We start from the raw sequence: 22,166 nt of genomic DNA, 5'->3' as shown, positions 1-22,166 counted from the left end.
TCAGTTCTCCCCCGGGATTCCGTCGCGCTTCAGCGCCTCGCGCGTTTCCCGCTTCTTTTCGAGCCGCTGGCGACGCTCACCGACAATTTCCCCGATACGCTGATCGCGGTTCTGCAGATCCGCCTCATCCGCCCCACCGAGATAAAGCGGGCCGAGGGCGGTTCCTTCCCCGAGCACCAACCAGGGATCGTTCCGGGTGCGACGCGCTTCGGTGGCGGCCGCCGCTTCCCGCTGCTGCGCGGTATCCGGATCGAAGTAATGGCGGAGCACCTGGCCGTTCTCGTCGGTCATGAGGTCCTGCATTCCCGTTTCGGGGTCGATCACCGAAATCAGATAGCCGGGCGCCTCGCCCCGCATCGCGGCATCCTGCGTCTTCCGATCGGCGACGAGCGACAGGCTATCGACGGGCAGGTTCCGCGTCGCCGCCATGTCCTGAAGCTCGAGCTCCATCCATCGATGCGAGTTTCCGACCGCCGGATAGAACTGCTCCGGCGGATAGGGCATGAGGCGACCGGCGCGATCCCCGTAAACCGAAGTCACACCCCAAGTCTTCTTCATCCGCTCCACGGCCTGCTGTTTTGCCTTGCCGACGTCATCGAGGCTACCGTTGCGCTCGCCCATCAGACTGGTGAAGTCGTTCAGCATCATGCGTTCGGTGAGATCGTCCCGCGGCCCCTGTGCATCCCAGAAGCTGTTCGTATCGAGCAGGGAAATGACCTCGCTCGCCGGCACCTTACGGGCTTCCTTCTCGCCGGCGCTGATGAGGGGCTTCACCCGTTCCAGCCATTTCGGATCATTCCGCTGCTGGAGCCACTTCGCCGTTTCCTCGGCGGTGAAATATCGGACCCGGCCCTGCCAGTCCTGAAGGCGATCGGTGACATCCTTGCCGAAGGTGGCCTCGATATCCGTCATCGGCGTGTTCACGCTGAGGATATCAAGCTGCTTCATCGCCTCCGCGTGGATTGCGGGATTGGTGGACATTGCGGCCCCGCCAAGGGCGTTCTTGGCTTCGCCGTGGGTCAAGGTCGCCCGGAGCGTTTCCGGTGACAGGCTGGACGCCATCGCGTTCGTCATCGCCGAAAGCTGTTCCGGCGCCGCGGTCTGCCACATCAGGGCATAAGCGTCTTCCTGCGCCGGCCGAAAGGCGGAGATGTTCGCCACCTGCCCGGTCGCCTGCATCACGTCGACGCCGCGCTGGAACTGCTGAAGGGTCGACGCATAAGAGGACGGATTCTGCATGTCGATGGCGGGCATTTCGCCGACAAGGCCCTGGCTCTGACCATACCCGATAGCGTCATTGTCGAGTGCCTGGCGTTTTGCCTTGGCGGAAGCCTCCAACCCTTCGGCAAGGGCGAGCTTCGTGGCCGTCGCCCCATTCTTCGACATGTCGGAACGCAACACGCCGACGGCAGCCTCGACTTCCTCCAACGGCGCGGACTGCGCGGCGAGGATTTGCGAGTTCCGCTCCAGCATGTCGGCGACCTGGCTCCGGAGGTCCTGGTCGTTGACGAACACCATCTGGCGGGTCAGGAGATCGAGCTTGTCGCTTTCGAAGGGCAAGCCGGACTTGATGCCGGCCTCGATATCGGGAATGATCGCGCGAACATCGCTGGCGAATTCCGTGCTCATAGCCTTCGCCTCGTCGTCGGTGACCGGGAAATCCCCGCTGACGGCGAGCGCTTCTCCCTTCAGCCCTTTCATCTCGGCGGCCTTCATCGCGGCAGCGAGACGATTGCCCCATCCGTGCCCACCGCGCGGATTGGCAGCGGACCAACCTCGCGGCCGCTCGAAACCGATCATGGCGGCCGTGGCTTCATCGACCGTTTTCGCCGACTTCAGGCGCTGGTAGGCTGCGCCTTCCGTCGTTTCCAACTCGTGAAGCACGAAATCAAGCTGGGTGGCGAGATCGAACGGAGATGCGCCCTGGCTCGCCGCAAATGCCTTGAGGGCGCGGGCACGATTGCCATTCCACTGACCGATGCCGATGGAATCCGAGCCGTCGTTGCCGTCGCCGCGGTTCCGGGCGTTCGGATTGAGGCCGGATTCCTGCACCAGATTGCCGACAATGCCAGCGGCCAGCATCGGCGGCACGCCCCGCGCGATATAGTGGTTCATCGCCGACTGCATGTCGCTCGACATGTCCGGGCTAAACGATACGGGCCGATTGTATCGAGACGGCGCCGGGCGCATTCTCTCGCCATAGGCGCGTTCGGCCATGTCAACCTGCTGCTCATTCGTGGCATCGGCGAAGATTTTCTTCCGACGCGCCGCGAGAAGCTTCAGACCGGCACCGGGATCGCCGGCGCGGGAGAGCTCGGTGGCGAGACGCGGGATATCCGTGGAATTCACATCAACGGTGCCGGCCTCGAGGCCTTTCTCGACCTTCCTCGCCTCGTCGACGACGGTCTTCAGGACGGCCCTCTTCTCCGCTTGGTAGCCCTTGATGCGTGCACTCGCGATGCCATAGTAGGTCCGCGCGTCCGCAGGTGAGACACCTTCGGGAACCTCCGAGCGGAAGCGATCGCGGATTTTCAACGCCTCGACGATGCCACCGGCCTCAACTGCCCGATCGATCTCCCCGATCATGCTTTCGGCCTTCACCCGCCCGCTGAAGCTCTTCATCTCGATCTCGGCTTCGCGCGGGCTGTAGGCGAACACGGGGTTGCCGGCGAGTTCATCATTCAGTGAGTTGATCTTCGCCACGGCGGCGTTGAACTCGGGCGTATCGTGGCCACCCTGCATCGCCAACGAGGCAACGGTATCCATCAGATAGTTGCGCTCCGCCAGCATCTCCCGCTTAGAGCTCTGCATGTCGGCCTGAAACTTCTGTTGCTGAATGCCTTCAAACTGAAGCGTGCCAGTTTCATCCAACATCACCTCAATCGGCCCTCGAAGCTCCTTGTTCGGCGCGTTGATCATCATCTGATCTCGATACGCCTTCCAACTCGCCCTGAAGGTTTCAGGATTGCCATTTGCCTCCCGTGCTTGGCTGGCCGCCGCCGTTCGTATTTCGGGCGCGAGACGCGCGATTAGGGATTGCGTTGCCGTCCGATTGTAAATCCGGTTCTGCTCGCTGAAGTTCGGCTTCAGGTCCACCTTCGGATTACCGTGCTCGTCGGTATAGACGGCGTTCTGACCAGCAATCCGGGCATCATCCTGAGCCTTAGCATTCAGGAACTGGCCTGCGGCGTCGAACGCGCTCGCCACCATCTGGTATGGATTCGCGACGTCGGCGCCGCTGATCGATGAAACGGGGCCACGGATCGTTGCGCCGCGCGGCTGGAGGGTCGGGAGCTTCACCATGACGATTTATCCTCGCCGCTAACCATGGGCGAAACTTCCAAGGTTTGAAAAATATGGACCCCGAATTCTGGAAGGTCAGGACCCGTGTGTGAGGGTGGATCTGCAGCAACGCGCGCAAATTTTGCCCCCCACCCCCGCCCGAACGGCGGCGGCAGAGAAAGAGGGGGGTGGGGGTGCGAAGAGCTACCATTGTGCGCCGGCCCTGCGGCAGGTGTGGCTAAGCCGCCAGCACCATGCCTTCATCCCTTCGGGATCGTCACGAAGCCGTCCATCCAGGGATTGGAGCCGGTGCGATAGCTCTCCGGCGTGACGTACGGCACGATGGAGCGATCCTTGCGGGCCGCCTTCTGCACATCGGCCGGGAACGGCGTGAACGAGTATTCCTCGGGATGGTTGCGAACGGCGTCACGGGCATCAATCCCGTCCATGTTGTAGATTTCGCCGTTGACGCGATGGACCTGAACCTTCGTGGGCATAGCACTTGTCTCCTGTTGCCACTTCGCGCCGATTGCCATCGCTCAACCGACTATCTCGCCTCCTCAGATGCCTGGTCCGCTCCCCAAGTTGCCCGAGGGTTGCCCGGTGAGCGGTTGCGATAGCATCGTTGGAGACAATGCACGTGCAATATCGCTGTTTTTCAGGGCTTTGGCAACATCATCCGTCTTTAAACCACCTGATACCGTATCAGTTGCTCCCGGCTTTATGCCGTTCAGATGCCATGGGCAAGGCATCGGCATGGAATTCCCTACGCGCACGAGGCTCCCGCTCGATCGAGACACCACAATCCGGCATCTTTACCCCCTTCAGTTGTACGGCTTGGGTGCCTGCCGAATTGCTGAAAGGCTTTGCTGATCAGGGTCTTGAAGCCGGATGTTAGGTGGTGGACCCCCCTGCTTGGAGCTTGAAATGGCGCAAAAAAGCGAATTGTTTCGCTGTCGTAATGACTTATGCGGGTTTGCTCGCATTCAGCCGTGGGACCGGCGTGAGGATCGCGCGAAGCGTGATCTCCTCCCGTGGCTTATGATTATGGAGAGCGAAGCTCGAAATAATCATAGCCTTTAACGTCCCCTTATTATCTCTTTAATGTCGGAAAGCGAGGAAATCTCTTAATGTCGGAAGATTGGCCTTGGCTCTTAATGTCGGAAGATTTCGATTGGCTTCGTCAGTGGAGGAAGCTCTCCGCCAAGGCGGCGTAATGGTTGGCGTCGGCGGTCCAACCGGCCTTCTTCTCCGCCCACTTCAGTGTCGGAGCCGTGGTCGGCAGCAGGAACGGCCGGACGATGCCGACAACCTCTATATCGGCATCGTGCTTGCGGAAGGGAATAATGATCTCGCCGGGCTTAAATTCGACATTCCGAACCATCGCCTGACCGGCCGTCGCCATCGCCGCGCCAATCCGGTTCTCCCAGTCGCGAGAGTTCCAGCCAAGCCCAATAGGGGTGACAATTTCCGCATCGCTCCCGCTGTGCTCGACGATATGCGGAACAACGGCGATTTGCTTCGCCTGGACGAGCTGATTGAGTGTGTCGAAATGCAGATCGCCATCCGCCCACTCGCGTGCCACAAAACCATGGACGCGATAGTCATTTGTCACGCGGATCGTCCGCTTCTGATACAGAAGTTTGGGGTTGCTAGGCTGCCGCCAGTCCATACCGCAGGAAACGTCCATGTTGGTGCGGCCGTAGACGTCGAGCATCGCGAGCAGAGGCCCGGCGCTCCTCTGTCGTCTGAAAAATCGGATGGCGCTGGTGCTGTCCGACGCAGCTCCGACGAACGATTGGGGCAGCCAGGCTTCCTCCGGCGCAAGGTCTTGAAAAGCATTCAGCTCGTACAGTGGACGAGTGCCATCCCTGACAATACGCAACAGCCCGGCGCCGGCGAGCTGCAGGATCGCTTCCTTAGCTTTCGTGCCATGCATGCCAGTTCGCTCGTACACGGCCTTGGCAGACCATGCCGTTGTTCGATGATCCTTCTGTGTTCCACTGGCGAGAACAAGGTAAGCCGCGGCCGGGTTCAATCCCAGCGCACATGCGGCCCGGGCGGCCGCCACGTCGATCTTGAAAAATCGATCATTGATATTCTGGTAGTCGCGGCTGGTCACCGAACGCGACCTCCGCATTTGCAGCAATCGATGCGCGCCGGTTCGACAACCGGAGTCCTATAAGGCCCCTGATAGCCGCATGATCTGCACCGGTATTGGCGCGTGATCATCACCGGCGGCTCTTCGAAAAGCCCGAGCTGCGTAGACTGATTGCCCTTTGGTGGACGAGCTGCGAAGGGCCGAGCTCGCCTCCTCATCCGAATGCCTTCCGGCAGATCGTCATCTGACGTGCCCTGGCGATCGCCTCGCACGCTTCAAGGGCCGACAATCCGAACCGTTCCTTCAGCGCTGGAACAATGGGATGCGGTGGCTGGCGCTGATCGGCAAGCCACTGAGCGGCGACGACGACGGAATCGCTGTGTTCGTGATCGGCGCCAATCATGCAGCGCTCCGATCACGGTCGGCGACGCGCTCCTTGATCCATTCGTCGATTTCGGCCTCAACCCAAGCAACGCGCTTGAGACCGACCTGAATTGTTTTGGGGAATCTTCCGGCTTTCATAAGCCGATAGAGCTGGCTCTTCGAAAAGACGATGCCTTTTTCGCGCAGCCCTGCGGGAGAAATGAGCCTCATAACCTTGCCTCTTCATACCAGCCTGGCTCGCATCGGTCCTGAATACACACGCACGGCTATGCACGATGAGATTTGCTCTCGATCTTACATGACCAATGCAATGCGCAGACGTGTCGGACTCCTATGTGCCGGGATGCTGGCTTGCGTAGTCTTAGGCAGAGGTCGCTAGGCTTCTCCTTTGGTTCATCCGGCTCCATTACGAATCAATGGGAACCTTCTGGCTTCAATATCCATCGTATTCGGCAAAGGATCAAGCCCGCCCTGACCCGTCCCGCTCCTCGATACGCTGGACAATCCACTGATCGATTTCATTTTCAACCCAAGCACGCCGCTTCAAGCCGATAGAGACCGGCCGCGGAAACTTCCCTGCCCTTGTGAGGCGCCAGAGCTGTGTTTTTGAGAAATCGATGCCCTTGGCCTTCAGGCCTTCAGCAGAAAGTAGACGCATGCCACTGTGCTCCCTGTGAAGTCAGGAAGCGGCGTGCAACTTGGCGTCTGATTTTGAGGAATAGCCAATATTCGAAAAAACCAGACGCCAAGTTGCAGGCATCTACCAAGCCCTGAATACAATAATTGTTGACGTGGAGTCAAAGACTCGAGCGCCTACCGTCCAGCGAGACGACGTTGACCGGACCTGGCTCGACGACCGAACGAACCCGATCGGCCCATCGCTGAAGCGCGTTCTGCCGCTCCTCAATGAAGGCCCATTGATCGTAGACGGCATCCATATCCTTTTGCAGATGGGCGAGGATCATCTCCGCAATCACCTTCGGAACCTTCAATCCTGACAGCCAAGTTCGAGCGGTTCGGCGGAGATCGTGATTGACGAATGGCGGCAAAGTCACGGCTTCGGGGTCGCGCCCCTCCTGCACGGCTCTACGCTTCAGCGCCGCGAGCATTTCGCGATCCAGACGAGCCTTGGCCTTAGAGAAGCCATTGAGAGGCTTGGCACCGTTCGTCGTGGTGAAGAGATATGGACCTTCGCTGAACTGTGGCAGGCTGGAAAACACATCCAAAGCCAGATCACTCAGCGGAACGTGATGGGGATTTTTCATCTTCATCCGTTCCTTCGTTATCGACCACATTTTCTTGTCCAAGCGCAGCTCTGTTCGTGGCGCTTCCGCTACCTCATTTAGGCGCAAGCACGAAAGGAGCAGCACCCTATAGGCGGAGCCGTAGGGATAGCCCATGATCTCAGTGGCCTCCCAGAACGCTGCTATCTCGTCGTCATCCAGAATTCGCGATCGCTTGTTCTTCTTCCCGATCGCCTTCTTCGGCTTGATACGGTCGCACGGCGATGCCTCGATCCCATACTTCTCCGAATCCACCGCCCAATTGAAGAACGCTCGGCCATAGGCAAGAAGGTTATGCGCCATCGTCTTCGAGCCGCGCGCGATGGCATCGTCGATGATCTGCATGATGTCTGATTTCGTGATGCCGGAAATCGGCCTCTTGCCAAGGCCTTCGCGCTTCTTCTTGCCCGGCCGCGGGTCTATCCGATCATTCACGAACTCCAACCGGAGGCAGCGAGCAACCTCCAAGCCTTGACGGAGAAGGGGCTTGTCGGGATCAGGCCCGATAACAGCGGTTTCGATATAGGTCTCGACCGCTTTCCCCAATGTGTGGCCTTGACGTTCAACTTCCTTGGACTTGGCTTCGGCAAGCTGGACCTTCGGATCAACACCTTTCCCCACCATTTCGATCCAGGCTCGCGCAGTGGTGCGAGCGTCCTCGAGCGAGATCGCACCGTATTCACCGATCAGGCGGCGAGTAGGATTCGATTTGCCTGGGAAGCGCGCCAGCAGCGCGAAGGATTTCTTGCCGGCTTCAGTGACACGGATGAGAAGACCCGGCACAATTCCATCTTGTATCTCGTATCGGTCGGTGCCGGCGGGCGCTGGCTTCAGCGCGCGGAGGCGGCGATCAGTGAGGTTTTCTTTTGGCATCTTCCCTCCGGGCAACATCTGGGCAACGAAAGCGCTGGGCACTGGCGAAATCAGAAGGAACCAAAAGAAACACAAAATGCCGGATTTGCAAGCCTTTTCAGATATTGCACGGAACCAAAGGACCCGGTATGAAACTTAAAGAACCCTTAGGCTAACTGATTTGTAATCAGGGGGTCCCGGGTTCGAGTCCTGGTGGGGGCACCACTTTTCCTTACATGAATGTGGATTTGTACCGTCGCGGCACGCTTTCGCTGCCTGTGCGCCGGTTCCTTATCCTTCCGTTAGGTATTCGCCGGCCGTTCATGAGAAAAATCTAAATTTAAATGGACTTCGCTCGTGAGAGGCTCCACCATGCGCGAAAAGGCCGGACCTCATGGTTCGGACCTTTTCCGATCGTTTCCTTCAGCGCATTCCTCTCGTTTCCGGGGTGCCCATGAGATACGTCATCGCCGTCTTCGCCTTCGCCTGCGCCCTCGTCTGGGACTTCACGCAAAACCATGGCGCCTATACGCAGCAGGCCGTGCGGAACGTTTCCCATTTCGTTCGCACCACGCTTTGAGGCTGCCTCTCCTCTTCCGGCCGGCTTGCCGATCCGTCTCTTGACGTTTGTCGAAAATCAGAACATAAAGAGAACATCGGAGGATACGATGATGCGGAACGATACGCTCGAACGTGGAAATGCCATCCTTGAAGCCTGCCGGTCGCTGCGGGAGCGGCAGATGCAGAACCGTCTCGAACTCCAGCGCAAGGCCGCGGCCGTCGCCAAGCCGCTCTATGTGCTGAAGGGCAAGAAACAATTGGAGCTGCGGCTGCAATGACCGTGTTCCGTTCACCCACCGGGCGCGAGGAAGCAGCCGAGATTCTTGCGCTTCACAATGGAGACGCGTTGGAAGCGCTGCGCACGATGATCGCCGAGCGCGATGCCGTCGAGGAACGGCTGGCCATCGCGACGATGATCATGGCGCGCCGATGCGACGGCCTGCGGCATGGCCGGGCTGGTTAGGTCTCCAGACAGGCCGCGAACAGGTCGCCCCTGTGGAAGCTGCGTGCCTGACGGGCAATTCCATCAGCTTCGGCGCATTGCCGTGCGCCCTCACCTGTCCTATAGGCGTCTGTAGCTCGAACCCGGTGCCCTGGGGCACCTGTCCTGCGATCGCTGCCGATGGCGGCATGGCGCGGGGCGATCATGCGGAGGAACGGACGTGGCGGCAGACAAGGAACCGGTTTCCAAGGTCACGGTGGAGAAGGACAGCAAGGGACGTTATTTCTTCGCGCTGACCTATCGCGGCGTCACCTATCCGGTGAACGGCCCCTTCGCCAATCCGCTCCAGGCGGCCGCCGCGGGACAGGCCGTGCTCAAGCGCCTCGAGGCGCAGGCCGGCGGAAAATCCTGAGTACGACCTGCCGGCGGCGCCCTTCACCGGCATCCCTGTCATATTTTTCAGATGCGCGTGCCGTAAAGGCATGCGACAAAGACCGGCCCGGGCAATTCCGGCATATGCGCGAAGCGCGTCTGCGGGGGAATCGCGCGGGCACAGGGAACTGTGGCGTGGAAAGCGGGCGGCACCCGGACGAGGCTTTGCAGCGAGGATGCGGATCAGGGCATGACGCGTAATTTCACCTCCTTCTCCTTCGTGGCCTCGCAGGCCCCCGAAGCACAGGAAGCGCGCGACGAGCTGATCGCCATCTACGGCAATACGGACCCGGAGGAGGCCGACGTGATCGTGGCGCTCGGCGGCGACGGCTTCATGCTGCAGACGCTGCACACGACGATGAATTCCGGCAAGCCCGTCTACGGCATGAACCGCGGCTCGGTCGGGTTCCTGATGAACCGCTTCGACACGAAGGACCTTGCGGGGCGAATCGACGGCGCGGTGGAAAACGCCTTCCGCCCGCTGGAGATGACGACAGGCGATGCGAGCGGCCAGGAGCGCCGGGCGCTCGCCATCAACGAGGTCTACCTCTTCCGCCAGTCCTACCAGGCCGCCAAGCTGCGCGTCAGCGTCGACGGGCGCGTGCGGCTGGAGGAGCTGATCTGCGACGGCCTCCTTCTGGCGACGCCGGCAGGCTCGACAGCCTACAACCTTTCCGCCCACGGCCCGATCCTGCCGCTGGAGGCCCCGCTCCTCGCCCTGACGCCCGTCAGCGCCTTCCGGCCCCGCCGCTGGCGCGGCGCGCTGCTGCCCAACAAGGTGACGGTGGAGATCGAGGTGCTGGAGGCGGAGAAGCGTCCGGTCAACGCGGTCGCCGACAATACCGAGGTCAAGTCCGTGACGACGGTGCGCATCGCGGAATCGATCGGCCTTTCCGCGCGCATCCTCTCCGATCCGGATCATTCCTGGTCCGACCGGATTCTTGCCGAACAATTCGATTACTGACGGTGCGACAGCATCAGGACAGGAGTTCGCCATGAGACGGCACCGGCTCGCCAGCGCCCTCGCCTTCCTCCTCCTCACCGGCTCCGCCGCCTTCGCCGCGGACGAGACGCCCGTTCCGGAAACCGTTACCTTCGTCGTGAGCACCGGCTTCTGGGAGGAGCCCGCCGAGGATGCCGCGGAAGGTACGATGCGCCGCGGCTATTACAAGCTCGCCGCCGTGCGCCAGCCGGACGGCACGGCGCAGGTCCATCTCCAGCAGATCGAGGCGACCGACGACGGCCCGAAGATCGCCTCCTCGACAGTCCTCGAGGAATTCTCGGCGCTGAAGCCCTACGTGACCGACATCCGCCCGGAAAACTCCTCCGGCATCACCGCCGAGCCCGGCCTCTTCGCCACCGTCTACCTGAAGACCGATCCCAAGGCCGCCGAGCCCGAAAGCTGGACCGTGCTGATCGACGATCTCGGCGAGATCAAGGTCGAGCGCGCGACGAACTGAAAACGGGCGCCGAAGCGCCCGTTTTCCATGTCGTATCCGGCAGGTCTCAGTTCAGGTCGTCGACGACCGCGTCCGCACCGCCATTGACGCGGTGGGCGAGCGCAGCTTCCATGAACTCGTCGATCTTGCCGTCGAGCACATCCGACGGAGCCGAACTTTCGACGCCGGTCCTGAGATCCTTGACGAGCTGGTAGGGCTGCAGCACGTAGGAGCGGATCTGATGGCCCCAGCCGATGTCCGTCTTGGAGGCGGATTCGGCGTTGGCGGCATCCTCGCGCTTCTTCAGCTCCGCCTCGTAGAGACGGGCGCGCAGCATGTCCCACGCCTTGGCGCGGTTCTTGTGCTGCGAGCGTTCCTGCTGGCAGGCGACCACGATGCCGGTCGGGATATGCGTGATGCGCACGGCCGAGTCGGTCGTGTTGACGTGCTGGCCGCCGGCGCCCGACGAACGATAGGTGTCGATGCGGCAGTCGCTCTCGTTCACCTCGATGTTGATCGTGTCGTCGACGACCGGATAGACCCAGATCGACGAGAACGAGGTGTGGCGCCGCGCATTGCTGTCATAGGGCGAGATGCGCACCAGGCGATGCACGCCCGATTCGGTCTTGAGCCAGCCATAGGCATTGTGGCCCTTGACGAGCATGGTCGCGGACTTGATGCCGGCCTCTTCGCCGTCGTGGATTTCCAGCAGCTCGACCTTGTAGCCGGAGCGTTCCGCCCAGCGGGTGTACATGCGCAGGAGCATGTTCGCCCAATCCTGGCTTTCCGTGCCGCCGGCGCCCGAATGCACTTCGAGATAGGTGTCGTTGCCGTCCGCCTCGCCCGAAAGCATGGCCTCGACCTGCTTGCGCGCGGCCTCGGCCTTGAGCACCTTCAGCGCTTCCTCGGCGTCCTTGACGATCGAAGCGTCGCCCTCTTCCTCGCCGAGCTCGATCAGCTCGACATTGTCCCGGAGCTGCTGCTCGATGGCCTTCACGCCGTTGATGCCCTCGTCAAGCTGCTGGCGCTCGCGCATCAGCTTCTGGGCTTCCTGGGCATCGTTCCAGAGGGTGGGATCCTCCGCCTTGTTGTTCAACCAGTCCAGTCGTCTTACCGCCTGATCCCAGTCAAAGATGCCTCCTCAGCAGGCTTATGGCCTGCTTGATTTCGTCGACGATATTCTCGATTTCCGCGCGCATGTCCGTTTCTTCGATGCTTCAGGTTTCGGTGGCCCCGAAATAGAGAGGGCGGGCGCGGATGTAAAGCCCCGCGTGAACGAGGCAAGCCGGCGGGCTCCTCCAATGGCATAGCGGCCGATCTGGCTGGTATTGTTACGTCGATGGCCTCAACGGAACGGCTTCACGCTTGGCTTTCTGCTCTGCAACCAGCTCGTCCCAGAAAAGCAGAGGGAAGTTGGCTACGACCTGCTCATACTCAAGGGGCGCGATAGAACGAAAAGAAACCCAGAGGTAATTAAAGGCAAACAAAAACAAGAACGGAGCCAAAAGAAATTCAGCCAGAAACAACAGATTCACGGACAGTTTCAATAGATTTTCGATACGATGCACTATCTCCCTCAAGGAATCTTCCCCGACGGTAGAAAGGCCGATAAGAAGCAGCATCTCAAGGAAAAGAAAATAACCGACAGGAACGGCCAATGCCGCGACCGCCAATCGCCGGTTAGTTTTCCGTTTCAATCCCAACTCCGAGCTGCTTGCTGAACATAACAATCGAAGCAGTCGCCCAGCCCCGATGGAGCTGGGCCAAGAAGCGTATCAGAACAGTCCGCCGCTGCCGCCTGTCACGGCCTGGTTGGCCTGCGGCGAGCTCTTCAGGATTTCTTCGGGCGTCGCATATTCGTCGCCGCCGATGACGGAGAAGACGTCGGCCGGGCCGGTGCCGGGCTTGAAGGCTTCCATGATCGTGTCCGGGTCGCCCTCATAGGCCTGCATGCCGGTCTTGCGGTTGACGGCGATGAACTTCATGCCTTCCGGCACGATGAACTTCGTCGGGCGCGTGCCTTCGACGGCGGCCTGCATGAACTCGTTGAAGATCGGCGCGGAGAGCGAGCCGCCGGTACCGCCGCGGCCGAGCGGGGCCGGGTTGTCGAAGCCGATATAGAGGCCGGCGACGAGGTCCGGCGTATAGCCGACGAACCAGGCGTCCTTCTCGTCGTTGGTCGTGCCGGTCTTGCCGGCCGTCGGGCGGTCGAGCTTGATCTTGCCGGCGGCGGTGCCGCGCGTGACGACGCCTTCCATCATTGAGGTGATCTGGTAAGCGGTCATCGGGTCGAGCACCTGCTCGCGGTTGTCTACCAGCTCCGGCTCCGACTGGTTTTCCCAGTCGTTGGCGTTGCAGTTCTCGCAGGTGCGTTCCTCGTGGCGGAAGATCGTCTTGCCGTAGCGGTCCTGGATGCGGTCGATCAGCGAGGGCTTGATCTGCTTGCCGCCATTGGCGAGCACGGCATAGGCCGAGACCATGCGCATCACGGTCGTCTCGCCCGAGCCGAGCGACATTGCCAGAACGGGCAGCATCTTGTCGTAGATGCCGAAGCGCTCGGCATATTCGGCGACGAGGTTCATGCCCATGTCGTTGGCGAGGCGAACGGTCATCAGATTGCGCGAGCGCTCGATGCCGAGGCGCAGCGTCGAGGGGCCTGCCGAGCCGCCGCCGTAGTTCTGCGGGCGCCAGACCTGGCCGCCCGAGACCATCTCGAAGGGCGCGTCGAGGATCACCGAGGCGGGCGTGTAGCCGTTGTCGAGCGCGGCGGCGTAGACGAAGGGCTTGAAGGACGAACCCGGCTGGCGCATCGCCTGCGTGGCGCGATTGAATTCCGACTGGCCGTAGGAGAAGCCGCCGACCATGGCGAGCACGCGGCCGGTATGCGGATCCATGGCGACGAGGCCGCCCTGGACCTTCGGCGGCTGGCGCAGGCGGTAGGAGTTGCCGTCCTCGGTCGGCTCGACATAGACGACGTCGCCGACCTCGAAGACGCCCGCCGGGGACTTCGCCGTCTTGCGGTCGCCCTTGGCCGAGCGATAGGCCCAGCTCATGTTCTTGGCCTCGATGCGGCCGGTCACGCGCTCGGCGACGACCTTGCCGGACGCCTCCTTGCTCGGTTGCAGGCCGATATCGGCACCGTTGTCGTCGACGGCGAGGACGACCGCGAGCTTCCATTCCGGCACGTCGGAGAAGGCGTCGACCTTGGCGAGCGCCGGGCCCCAGTCGCCGCCGACCTCGATGGTCTTGATGGGCCCATGGAAGCCGCGGCGCTCGTCATAGCTCAGGAGGCCGTGCTGCAGCGCCTTGCGGGCCGCGACCTGGATGCGCGGGTCGAGCGAGGTGCGGACCGAAAGGCCGCCTTCGTAAAGGGCGTTGTCGCCGTAGCGGTCGATGATCTGGCGGCGGACTTCCTCCGAGAAATAATCGGAGGCGAAGAGGTAGGTCCCGCGGTGGCGCGGCGTGACGCCGAGCGGCTGGGCCTTGGCTTCCGCGCCGTCGCTCTGCGTGACATAGCCGTTCTCGACCATGCGGTCGATCACCCAGTTGCGGCGCTCCAGCGCGGCGTCCGGGTGGCGGAAGGGATGGTAGTTCGACGGCCCCTTCGGCAGGGAGGCGAGATAGGCGCTCTCGGCGATGGTAAGCTCGGTGACGGACTTGTCGAAATAGGTGAGCGCCGCGCCGGCGATGCCGTAGGAATTCAGGCCGAAGAAGATCTCGTTGAGGTAGAGCTCGAGGATGCGGTCCTTGGAATAGGCCTGCTCGATGCGGAAGGAGAGGATCGCCTCCTTGACCTTGCGGTCCATCGTCTGGTCGGAGGACAGGAGGAAGTTCTTGGCGACCTGCTGCGTGATGGTGGAGGCGCCGACCGGGCGGCGGCCGGAACCCATGTTCTGTACGTTGACCATGATGGCGCGGAAGAGGCCCGTCACGTCGACGCCGGGATGCTGGTAGAAGTTCTTGTCTTCCGCCGAGAGGAAGGCGGCCTTCACGCGGTCGGGGATTGCCTGGATCGGCAGGTAGAGGCGGCGTTCGCGGGCATATTCGGCCATCAGAGCGCCGTTGCCGGCGTGCACGCGGGTCGTCACCGGCGGGGCGTAGTTGTTCAAGACCTCATAATCGGGAAGATCCTTGGCCACACTTGCGAGATAGAGGGCGACCGCCCCCGCCACGCCGAGAAAGAACACGGCGCCAATCCCGAAGAAATATCCAATCAGTCTGATCATGAGCCAGTTACCGATGCCTTATGTCTTATAATGTCATCGGGCGATCCTGCCGCCCGGCCGAGCCGCCCCGGCCTCTTGTGCCGCGCCTTGCCTGTCGAAGACGAGTCGTCCCCATTTTTCCCGATCCGGTCTAGCGATCGGAATGTGAGGAAAATAGGGCTTACAGCATGCGTCGGGCCTTCGCCACCGCACAATGGCGGCCGCTGTCACTTTTCCGGCACAGGCCGACACGGGCGAAAATAGCATGCCTGCCCGCCCGCGTCTCGGCCATCCGCCGGATAGGCTTAACCGCCGTTCGCGACGACCGTCGCCCGGTATTCCTCCACCGCCTTGGCGATAAGGCCGGCAACCTTCTTCTGCCATACCGGATCGACCAGCAATTGCTCGTCCTCCTTGTTCGACAGGAAGCCGAGCTCCAGCAGGATCGAGGGCACGTCGGGCGCCGTCAGCACGCGGAAGCCGGCATGGCGGTGCGGATTGTTGATCAGCAGCACCTCGTCTTTGAACTTGCCGACGACGCTCTCGGCGAGATTGATGGAGAAGGCCTGCGTCTCGCGGCGGGTGAGGTCCAGCAGGATGTCGGCCACTTCGGCCGGCTCGTCCACGAAGGCGATGCCGGCGATCTGGTCGGAAAGGTTCTCGCGCTCGGCAAGGCTTGCGGCGAGGCTGTCGGAGGCCTTGTCGGAGATCGTGTAGACCGTCGCGCCGCGGATGTCCTTCTGCTTCAGCGTATCGGCATGGATGGAGATGAGGAGATTCGCGCCCTCGCTGCGGGCAAGCTGTACGCGCTGGGAGAGCGACAGGAACTCGTCCTTGTCGCGCGTCAGGATGGCGCGCGTGCCGGGCAGCCTGTTCAGCGCCTCGGCAAGCTGGCGGGCGAAGGCGAGCGTGACGTTCTTCTCCTCCGTCTTGGTGGTGGCGCCGCGCGCGCCGTTGTCGATGCCGCCGTGGCCGGCATCGACCGCGATGACGAAGGGGCCATCCGCCTTGCCGCCCGGCAGGATGACCGATGGCTGCTCGCCGGCGGGGGCGGAGGCCTGCTGCCAGCTCTGCTTTTCCATCTGGCCCTGGAAGACCTCGCCCGTGACGATCGCCGTGTCGATGACGAGCCGGTAGCTTGCCGCCCCCTGCTCTTCCTGCACTTCCGCCAGTACCACGCCGACGGGACGCGAGGCGGTCAGCACGATGCGGGAGCGGCCCTCTGCCATGGTGCCGTAGCGGATGTCGGAGAAGATGCCGCGCGCATCCAGCTCGTCCGGCTTGATGCCGAAATCGGTCTCCGGCAGGTCGATCAAGACGCGGTAGGGATTGGCGACATAGTGGACCTTGAAGTCCGGCTTGCGATCGAAGTCGATGATGAGGCGCGTGCGGGCATCATCGCCGGCAATGCGGGCGCCGAAGGCGAGCAGCGGCGCGGCGGAGGCGGAAGCGGAGGCGGCAAGCGCCGGCGACAGGATCGCAAGGCAGAGGGCAGCGGCAAGCGCGCCCGCCGCACGGCGGAAAAAGCTCATTGTCGGAAGGTTCGGCATCACCACCTGCAGTCCGTTCAAACGCGTGGAAACCGCGCGATGCGGCGCTGGACAAGGCCTATAGATGCCCCCATATGGTTAACCGAAGCTTGCCGCGCACACCCGTCGGCGGGTTCACGCACAGATCACGGCAAATCGATCAAGATTATGACGCTTTTGGCTTTTCCCTTGCCATTGTGACATATCCGCCATAAAAGCAAAATCAGGGAAAAAGAATTGACGGGATAGAATCGCTTAGAGCAGGCAGCCACTCCTTCGGGGTCTTGGCGCCGAACCGGGCCTTCATCCGCCGTCGCGCTGCTTTTTCCCGGCCGATTAGATCGCGTAAACCGGCGGTGGCCGGAACAGTCAAGGTGGGTTTCCACCGCACGCCCTTACCAAAGGGCATTTCATCGGACCGAACAGGTCTATGGCACTGGCATTCTCGTTGGACGTTGATGTTGTCACGGCGGATTTTATCAGAGGGTAACCGGCATCGGGGCGCATGCGTTCCGACCTCCCTCCGTCCGCTTACCCCTCACCGGGGCCCGACGGGAACTTACTTATCCGGCGCATCCCACTCCTCCCCCGGCACGTCCCTTTCAGGGACCGGCTCGCCGCCAGGATTGCGGCTGCGCCGAGGAGCTCAAATTACATGGCAGAGAAAATGCTTATCGATGCGTCTCACGCTGAGGAGACGCGGGTTGTCGTCGTACGCGGGAACCGCATAGAAGAATTCGACTTCGAATCCCAATACAAGAAGCAGATCCGCGGCAATATCTACCTTGCCAAGGTCACGCGCGTCGAACCGTCGCTCCAGGCGGCCTTCGTCGATTACGGCGGCAACCGCCACGGCTTCCTGGCCTTCGCCGAAATCCACCCGGATTACTACCAGATCCCCCTCGCCGACCGTCAGGCGCTCCTGAAGGCCGAGGCCGAGGAACATCGTCGCGACGACGATATCGAGCCGATCGAGACGGGCACGCGCGCCTCCGAAGAGATCGAAGTGCCGGCCGAGGTCGAGATTGAGGCCGCCGCAGCCGTCGAGGAAACCGTAGCCGCCGCACCGGCCGAGCCGGACGTCGCCGAAGCCTCCGCCGATCTTGCCGCCGAGGAAGCGCCGGCCGAAAAGCCGAAGAAGCCCCGCCGCACCCGCAAGGCCAAGGCGAAGACCGAGGAAGAAGCCCCGGCCGCGGAAGAGGCCGCTGCTCCCACCGAAGGAGGCGACGACGAGACGCCCGGCGGCGCGATGGCCATGGCCGTCGATACCGACGAGATCTCCGAGCCGGCCGAGCGTTCGCGTGGCCGCCGTCGTCGCCGCGACGACGACGACGATGACGACGATCAGGGCGGCGAGGAGAAGGAAGTCATCGAATCCGTCGGCGCCGAGGACGCCATGGAAGAGGTGCCGGACCGCACGCAGCGCAAGCCGCGCAAGCAGTACCGCATCCAGGAAGTCATCAAGCGCCGCCAGATCCTGCTCGTGCAGGTCGCCAAGGAAGAGCGCGGCAACAAGGGCGCGGCGCTGACCACGTATCTGTCGCTCGCCGGCCGCTACTCCGTCCTGATGCCGAACACGGCGCGCGGCGGCGGCATTTCCCGCAAGATCACCAACCTGCAGGACCGCAAGCGCCTGAAGGAAATCGCCCGCGACCTCGAGGTTCCGCAGGGCATGGGCGTGATCCTGCGCACCGCCGGCGCGAACCGCACCCGCGTCGAGGTCAAGCGCGACTTCGAATACCTGATGCGCCTGTGGGAGAACGTCCGCACGCTGACGCTCGCCTCCACCGCCCCCAGCCTCGTCTACGAGGAAGGCTCGCTCATCAAGCGCTCGATCCGCGACCTCTACAACAAGGACATCAGCGAGATCGTCGTTGCCGGCGAGGAAGGCTACAAGGAGGCGAAAGCCTTCATGAAGATGCTGATGCCGAGCCACGCGAAGGTCGTCCAGCCCTATCGCGACGTGCATCCGATCTTCTCGCGCTCGGGCATCGAAGCCCAGCTCGACCGCATGCTGCAGCCGCAGGTGACGCTGAAGTCCGGCGGCTACATCATCATCAACCAGACCGAGGCGCTCGTCTCGATCGACGTTAACTCCGGCCGCTCGACGCGCGAGCACTCCATCGAGGAGACCGCGCTCCAGACGAACCTGGAAGCCGCCGAGGAAGTGGCGCGCCAGCTCCGCCTGCGCGACCTTGCCGGCCTCGTCGTCATCGACTTCATCGACATGGAGGAGAAGCGCAACAACCGGGCCGTCGAGAAGCGTCTGAAGGACCATCTGAAGAACGACCGCGCGCGCATCCAGGTCGGCCGCATCTCGCATTTCGGCCTTCTCGAAATGTCGCGCCAGCGCATCCGCGCCTCGGTTCTCGAATCGACCATGCAGACCTGCCCGCACTGCAACGGCACGGGCCATATCCGCTCGCAGTCGTCGGTCGCGCTGCATGTCCTGCGCGGCATCGAGGAATATCTCCTCAAGAACACGACGCACGACATCACCGTCCGCACCACGCCGGATATCGCGCTCTACCTGCTCAACCACAAGCGCACGACGATCATCGACTATGAGGCCCGCTTCGGCGTCGCCATCATCATCGAGGCGGATGCCCATGTCGGCGCGCAGCACTTCGCGATCGATCGCGGCGAGCCTGTCGAGAACCCGGTCAAGATCGAACAGCTCCTGCATTTCGAGCCGGAGCCGGAAGAAGACGACGTCGTGATCGAGGACGAGATCGACGAAGAGGAAGAAGACGCACGTCCCGCCGCTGCGGGCCAGGCCTCGCCGTCCGCCTCCTCCGACGAGAACGGCCGCAACAAGCGCAAGCGCCGCCGCCGCCGTCGCGGTCGCGGCCGCGAGAACGGTGAAGGCACGGATACGGCCTCCTTCGGCGGCGAACAGGCCGGCGACGAGGACGTCCTCGACGATGACGAGGCGGAAGGCGACGACGGCCAGGAAACCACGCAGGCCGATGCCGGCGATTCGGCCGAAACGCGCCGCAAGCGCCGCCGCCGCGGCAAGCGCGGTGGCCGCCGCAACCGCCCCGAAGACGGTGTGGAAGCAGCAGCGGACGGCGACGAGGCCGAAGGCGACGGCGATAGCGACGAGGACGCGGCGGAAGACGTCGTCACCGTCGAGGCCGAGGTCGCCGAGGTAGAGGTCGCCGCCGAGGAAGCGCCGGCCGAGCCGGTTGCCGAAGAGGCGCCCGCCAAGCCGAAGCGCGCACGCCGCAGCCGCGCCAAGGCCGCCGCCGAAACGCCGACCGACGAAGCTGCCCGCAGCGAGATCGAGGCGCAGCCCGCACCGGTTCCGGCCGAGCCGGAAGCCGAAGCGACGCCGGCCGAACCGGAAGTCGAGACGGCCGCCGCCGACCTCGCCGAGCCGGCGAAGCCGGTCCGCGCGAACCGCGACATCAGCAACATCGCCTCCGAACCGGTGGTGAAGTCCTCCACCGCCAAGGAAGGCGCGCCGGAAGACGAGCCCGAAAAGCCCAAGAAGGGCGGCTGGTGGCAGCGCCGCGGCTTCTTCTAAGAAGCTGCCTGCATTACGGAATTGAAGAGGCCCGGTGAAAACCGGGCCTTTTTCTTGCGCTGGAATCGGGTGGTTGCGCCCTCCTCCTTCTGCGACATGGCTGTCGTCAGAACCAACAGGAGTTCCCCATGACACGCCTCGACGACAAAGTCGCCATCATCACCGGCGCAAGCTCCGGCATCGGCCGGGCCGCCGCGCTGCTTTTCGCCCGGCAGGGTGCGAAGGTCGTGCTTTCGGCGCGCGGACGCGAACGGCTGGAAGCGGTCGCCGACGAAATCCGCGCGGCCGGCGGTTCGGTCACCGCCATTGCCGGCGATGTGAGTGAGGAAGCGCATCACGAAGCGCTGGTCGATGCCGCGCGGACGGAATTCGGCGGCCTCGACATCGCCTTCAACAATGCCGGCACGACGGGGCCGGTCGGTGCCCTGCCCGCGCTTTCCATGACGGAATGGCAGAAGGTGCTCGACATCAACCTGACGAGCGGCTTCCTGGCCGCGAAGTACCAGCTTCCCGCCCTGGAGGCGCGCGGCGGCGGCAGCCTCGTCTTCACCTCCACCTTCGTCGGCCATACGGCGGGCTTTCCGGGGCTGGCGGCCTATGCCGCCTCGAAGTCCGGCCTCATCGGCCTGGTGCAGGTGCTCGCCTCCGAATATGGCCGCAAGGGCATCCGGGTGAATGCGCTGCTGCCGGGCGCGACGGATACGCCGATGGGCCGCGCGGTCGCGAACACGCCGGAGGCGTTGCAGTTCGTCACGGGTCTCAATGCCTTCAAGCGCATCGCCGATCCGGCGGAAATCGCGGAGGCCGCCCTGTTCCTCTGCTCGCCGGCCTCCAGCTTCACGACCGGCACGGCGATGCTCGTCGACGGCGGCGTGTCGATCAACCGCGTCTGAGAAAGTGATTCAAGTGCCTGAAAGATCGATTCCGCCTGCGGGCGCAAGCTACTGAAGCGGAATCGCTTTCGTTCTCAGGCGAGCCAGCGCGCGAGGCGGTCGACCGCCTCGCTCATCTCCTCGAAGGAGCCGGCATAGGAAAAGCGCATGGTGTGGTGACCGTCGCGCGGATCGAAATCGATGCCGGGCGTTGCCGCCACATCCGTCTCGGCCAGCATGCGGCGGGCAAAGGCCATGCTGTCATTGGTGAAGCGGCGGACGTCGACATAGGCATAGAAGGCGCCGTCCATCGGCGAGGCGATGGAGAAGCCGAGCTGCGGCAGGCGCTCGACGAGGAAATCGCGGTTCACGAGGTAGGCGTCGCGATAGACGTTCAGCTCCGCCTCGGCGCCGAGCGCGGCCTCCGCGGCAATCTGGGACAGTTCCGGCGCGGAGATGTAGAGGCTCTGCGCGATGCGCTCGACCGGGCGCACCAGCTTTTCCGGCAGCACCATCCAGCCGATCCGCCAGCCGGTCATGCAATAGTATTTCGAGAAGGAGTTGATGATCACCGCCTCCTCGCCGAATTCCAGCGCCGTAGCCTCCTCGCCGACGAAGGTGAGGCCGTGGTAGATCTCGTCCGAGATGAAGGCGATGCCGTTGTCCCGGCAATAGGCGGAGAGCGCCGCAAGCTTCGCCCGGCCCGTCACGGTGCCGGTCGGGTTGGCGGGGCTTGCCAGCAGCACGCCGTCGATACGGCCCGCCGCCTGCAAGGCCTCGGGCGTCAGCGTGAAACCGTTCTCGGCGCTCACCTCGATCTCCACCGTCTCGATGCCGAGCGCGGCGAGGATGTTGCGATAGGCCGGATAGCCGGGCCGCGCGATGGCGACGCGGTCTCCGGCGTCGAACAGCGCGAGGAAGGCGAGGTTGAAGCCGGCGGAGGAGCCCGTGGTGATGGCGATGCGGCCGGGATCAACCGTAACGCCGTGGCGGGTCCGGTAGAAATCCGCAATGGCCTGGCGCAGCGAAATGAGGCCGAGCGCATCCGTATAGCCGATGCGGCCGACCTCCAGCGCCCGGCGCGCGGCTTCGCGGGCGGCCTGCGGCGCGGGGTGGACGGGCTGGCCGACGGCCATCGAGATCACCGGCCGGCCGGCCGCGCGGCGCTTCGTCGCCTCGGCCAGCACGTCCATGGCGTGAAAGGGTTCGACTGCACCGCGGCGGGAGAGTTTCATGGGTTTTGCTTCCGGTTGGT

General features: G+C 63.0%; 20 protein-coding genes. 8 read left to right on the top strand and 12 right to left on the bottom strand.

Annotated elements, in window-relative coordinates:
- From ACZ1A1_RS20320 to ACZ1A1_RS20290, 7 genes are all read right to left on the bottom strand, one after another.
- Complete coding sequence (locus tag ACZ1A1_RS20320; protein ID WP_463621334.1) at positions 1-3,303, bottom strand: phage tail tip lysozyme; 3,303 nt, start codon at positions 3,301-3,303, stop codon at positions 1-3.
- Positions 3,304-3,542: 239 nt separating this feature from the next.
- A complete protein-coding gene (locus tag ACZ1A1_RS20315; RefSeq protein ID WP_463621332.1) occupies positions 3,543-3,779 on the bottom strand; it encodes a hypothetical protein in 237 nt (78 codons plus the stop codon).
- Between the two features lie 686 nt (positions 3,780-4,465).
- Complete coding sequence (locus ACZ1A1_RS20310) at positions 4,466-5,404, bottom strand: hypothetical protein (RefSeq protein WP_463621331.1); 939 nt, start codon at positions 5,402-5,404, stop codon at positions 4,466-4,468.
- 193 nt (positions 5,405-5,597) lie between these two features.
- Positions 5,598-5,786: a hypothetical protein gene (locus ACZ1A1_RS20305; RefSeq protein WP_463621329.1), complete on the bottom strand. Its 189-nt coding sequence runs from the start codon at positions 5,784-5,786 to the stop codon at positions 5,598-5,600.
- A complete protein-coding gene (locus ACZ1A1_RS20300) occupies positions 5,783-5,977 on the bottom strand; it encodes a helix-turn-helix transcriptional regulator (protein ID WP_463621327.1) in 195 nt (64 codons plus the stop codon). The genes ACZ1A1_RS20305 and ACZ1A1_RS20300 overlap by 4 nt, the downstream gene beginning before the upstream one ends.
- 250 nt (positions 5,978-6,227) lie before the next feature.
- Positions 6,228-6,425, bottom strand: coding sequence for a helix-turn-helix transcriptional regulator (locus ACZ1A1_RS20295; RefSeq protein WP_463621325.1), 198 nt, complete (start codon positions 6,423-6,425; stop codon positions 6,228-6,230).
- A 139-nt stretch (positions 6,426-6,564) separates the two neighbouring features.
- Positions 6,565-7,923, bottom strand: coding sequence for a tyrosine-type recombinase/integrase (locus tag ACZ1A1_RS20290; protein WP_463621324.1), 1,359 nt, complete (start codon positions 7,921-7,923; stop codon positions 6,565-6,567).
- A gap of 433 nt (positions 7,924-8,356) precedes the next feature.
- On the opposite strand from ACZ1A1_RS20290, the gene ACZ1A1_RS20285 reads away from it, so the two are divergent.
- From ACZ1A1_RS20285 to ACZ1A1_RS20260, 6 genes are all read left to right on the top strand, one after another.
- Positions 8,357-8,482, top strand: a complete 126-nt coding sequence (locus tag ACZ1A1_RS20285) for a hypothetical protein (protein WP_463621323.1) — start codon at positions 8,357-8,359, stop codon at positions 8,480-8,482.
- Between the two features lie 88 nt (positions 8,483-8,570).
- Positions 8,571-8,741, top strand: coding sequence for a hypothetical protein (locus ACZ1A1_RS20280; protein ID WP_463621322.1), 171 nt, complete (start codon positions 8,571-8,573; stop codon positions 8,739-8,741).
- Positions 8,738-8,926 (top strand): hypothetical protein, encoded by a 189-nt coding sequence (locus ACZ1A1_RS20275; protein ID WP_415212592.1) that lies wholly within the window; start codon positions 8,738-8,740, stop codon positions 8,924-8,926. The genes ACZ1A1_RS20280 and ACZ1A1_RS20275 overlap by 4 nt, the downstream gene beginning before the upstream one ends.
- Positions 8,927-9,125: 199 nt before the next feature.
- Positions 9,126-9,317: a hypothetical protein gene (locus tag ACZ1A1_RS20270; protein ID WP_313196375.1), complete on the top strand. Its 192-nt coding sequence runs from the start codon at positions 9,126-9,128 to the stop codon at positions 9,315-9,317.
- A 210-nt stretch (positions 9,318-9,527) separates the two neighbouring features.
- Complete coding sequence (locus ACZ1A1_RS20265) at positions 9,528-10,301, top strand: NAD kinase (protein WP_313196374.1); 774 nt, start codon at positions 9,528-9,530, stop codon at positions 10,299-10,301.
- 31 nt (positions 10,302-10,332) lie between these two features.
- Positions 10,333-10,797: a hypothetical protein gene (locus ACZ1A1_RS20260; RefSeq protein WP_463621321.1), complete on the top strand. Its 465-nt coding sequence runs from the start codon at positions 10,333-10,335 to the stop codon at positions 10,795-10,797.
- A 46-nt stretch (positions 10,798-10,843) separates the two neighbouring features.
- Here ACZ1A1_RS20260 and prfB read toward each other — a convergent pair.
- From prfB to ACZ1A1_RS20240, 4 genes are all read right to left on the bottom strand, one after another.
- A protein-coding gene (gene prfB, locus ACZ1A1_RS20255; protein WP_463621320.1) for a peptide chain release factor 2 occupies positions 10,844-11,975 on the bottom strand; the annotation gives its coding sequence in 2 pieces (ribosomal slippage) (positions 10,844-11,905 and positions 11,907-11,975; 1,131 coding nt in all).
- Positions 11,976-12,107: 132 nt separating this feature from the next.
- The gene (locus ACZ1A1_RS20250; RefSeq protein WP_463621319.1) at positions 12,108-12,473 is read right to left on the bottom strand and encodes a hypothetical protein; all 366 of its coding nucleotides are present in this window, start codon (positions 12,471-12,473) and stop codon (positions 12,108-12,110) included.
- 78 nt (positions 12,474-12,551) lie between these two features.
- Complete coding sequence (locus ACZ1A1_RS20245; protein ID WP_463621318.1) at positions 12,552-15,002, bottom strand: penicillin-binding protein 1A; 2,451 nt, start codon at positions 15,000-15,002, stop codon at positions 12,552-12,554.
- Between the two features lie 284 nt (positions 15,003-15,286).
- On the bottom strand, positions 15,287-16,513 hold the full coding sequence (locus ACZ1A1_RS20240) for an N-acetylmuramoyl-L-alanine amidase (protein WP_463621317.1): 1,227 nt from the start codon (positions 16,511-16,513) through the stop codon (positions 15,287-15,289).
- A 652-nt stretch (positions 16,514-17,165) separates the two neighbouring features.
- Here ACZ1A1_RS20240 and ACZ1A1_RS20235 point away from each other — a divergent pair.
- Positions 17,166-20,039 carry an Rne/Rng family ribonuclease gene (locus tag ACZ1A1_RS20235; RefSeq protein ID WP_463621316.1) on the top strand — a complete coding sequence of 958 codons (2,874 nt, stop codon included), beginning with the start codon at positions 17,166-17,168 and terminating at the stop codon, positions 20,037-20,039.
- A 128-nt stretch (positions 20,040-20,167) separates the two neighbouring features.
- Positions 20,168-20,932, top strand: a complete 765-nt coding sequence (locus ACZ1A1_RS20230) for an SDR family oxidoreductase (RefSeq protein ID WP_463621314.1) — start codon at positions 20,168-20,170, stop codon at positions 20,930-20,932.
- Between the two features lie 74 nt (positions 20,933-21,006).
- On the opposite strand, the gene ACZ1A1_RS20225 is transcribed toward ACZ1A1_RS20230, so the two are convergent.
- On the bottom strand, positions 21,007-22,146 hold the full coding sequence (locus ACZ1A1_RS20225; RefSeq protein ID WP_463621313.1) for a pyridoxal phosphate-dependent aminotransferase: 1,140 nt from the start codon (positions 22,144-22,146) through the stop codon (positions 21,007-21,009).
- Positions 22,147-22,166: the final 20 nt, after the last annotated feature.

This window comes from Shinella sp. R2-11, from assembly GCF_055330205.1.
The sequence above is the reverse complement of the archived record's forward strand: the minus strand, read 5'-3'. Positions and strand labels throughout refer to the sequence as shown.

What these genes read in the sequence shown, in the direction of transcription:
- ACZ1A1_RS20320 (WP_463621334.1), bottom strand. Translation starts at nt 3,303, where the DNA reads ATGGTGAAGCTCCCGACCCTCCAGCCGCGCGGCGCAACGATCCGTGGC.
- ACZ1A1_RS20315 (WP_463621332.1), bottom strand. Translation starts at nt 3,779, where the DNA reads ATGCCCACGAAGGTTCAGGTCCATCGCGTCAACGGCGAAATCTACAAC.
- ACZ1A1_RS20305 (WP_463621329.1), bottom strand. Translation starts at nt 5,786, where the DNA reads ATGATTGGCGCCGATCACGAACACAGCGATTCCGTCGTCGTCGCCGCT.
- ACZ1A1_RS20300 (WP_463621327.1), bottom strand. Translation starts at nt 5,977, where the DNA reads ATGAGGCTCATTTCTCCCGCAGGGCTGCGCGAAAAAGGCATCGTCTTT.
- ACZ1A1_RS20295 (WP_463621325.1), bottom strand. Translation starts at nt 6,425, where the DNA reads ATGCGTCTACTTTCTGCTGAAGGCCTGAAGGCCAAGGGCATCGATTTC.
- ACZ1A1_RS20290 (WP_463621324.1), bottom strand. Translation starts at nt 7,923, where the DNA reads ATGCCAAAAGAAAACCTCACTGATCGCCGCCTCCGCGCGCTGAAGCCA.
- ACZ1A1_RS20285 (WP_463621323.1), top strand. Translation starts at nt 8,357, where the DNA reads ATGAGATACGTCATCGCCGTCTTCGCCTTCGCCTGCGCCCTCGTCTGG.
- ACZ1A1_RS20280 (WP_463621322.1), top strand. Translation starts at nt 8,571, where the DNA reads ATGATGCGGAACGATACGCTCGAACGTGGAAATGCCATCCTTGAAGCC.
- ACZ1A1_RS20275 (WP_415212592.1), top strand. Translation starts at nt 8,738, where the DNA reads ATGACCGTGTTCCGTTCACCCACCGGGCGCGAGGAAGCAGCCGAGATT.
- ACZ1A1_RS20265 (WP_313196374.1), top strand. Translation starts at nt 9,528, where the DNA reads ATGACGCGTAATTTCACCTCCTTCTCCTTCGTGGCCTCGCAGGCCCCC.
- ACZ1A1_RS20260 (WP_463621321.1), top strand. Translation starts at nt 10,333, where the DNA reads ATGAGACGGCACCGGCTCGCCAGCGCCCTCGCCTTCCTCCTCCTCACC.
- ACZ1A1_RS20245 (WP_463621318.1), bottom strand. Translation starts at nt 15,002, where the DNA reads ATGATCAGACTGATTGGATATTTCTTCGGGATTGGCGCCGTGTTCTTT.
- ACZ1A1_RS20240 (WP_463621317.1), bottom strand. Translation starts at nt 16,513, where the DNA reads ATGAGCTTTTTCCGCCGTGCGGCGGGCGCGCTTGCCGCTGCCCTCTGC.
- ACZ1A1_RS20235 (WP_463621316.1), top strand. Translation starts at nt 17,166, where the DNA reads ATGGCAGAGAAAATGCTTATCGATGCGTCTCACGCTGAGGAGACGCGG.
- ACZ1A1_RS20230 (WP_463621314.1), top strand. Translation starts at nt 20,168, where the DNA reads ATGACACGCCTCGACGACAAAGTCGCCATCATCACCGGCGCAAGCTCC.
- ACZ1A1_RS20225 (WP_463621313.1), bottom strand. Translation starts at nt 22,146, where the DNA reads ATGAAACTCTCCCGCCGCGGTGCAGTCGAACCCTTTCACGCCATGGAC.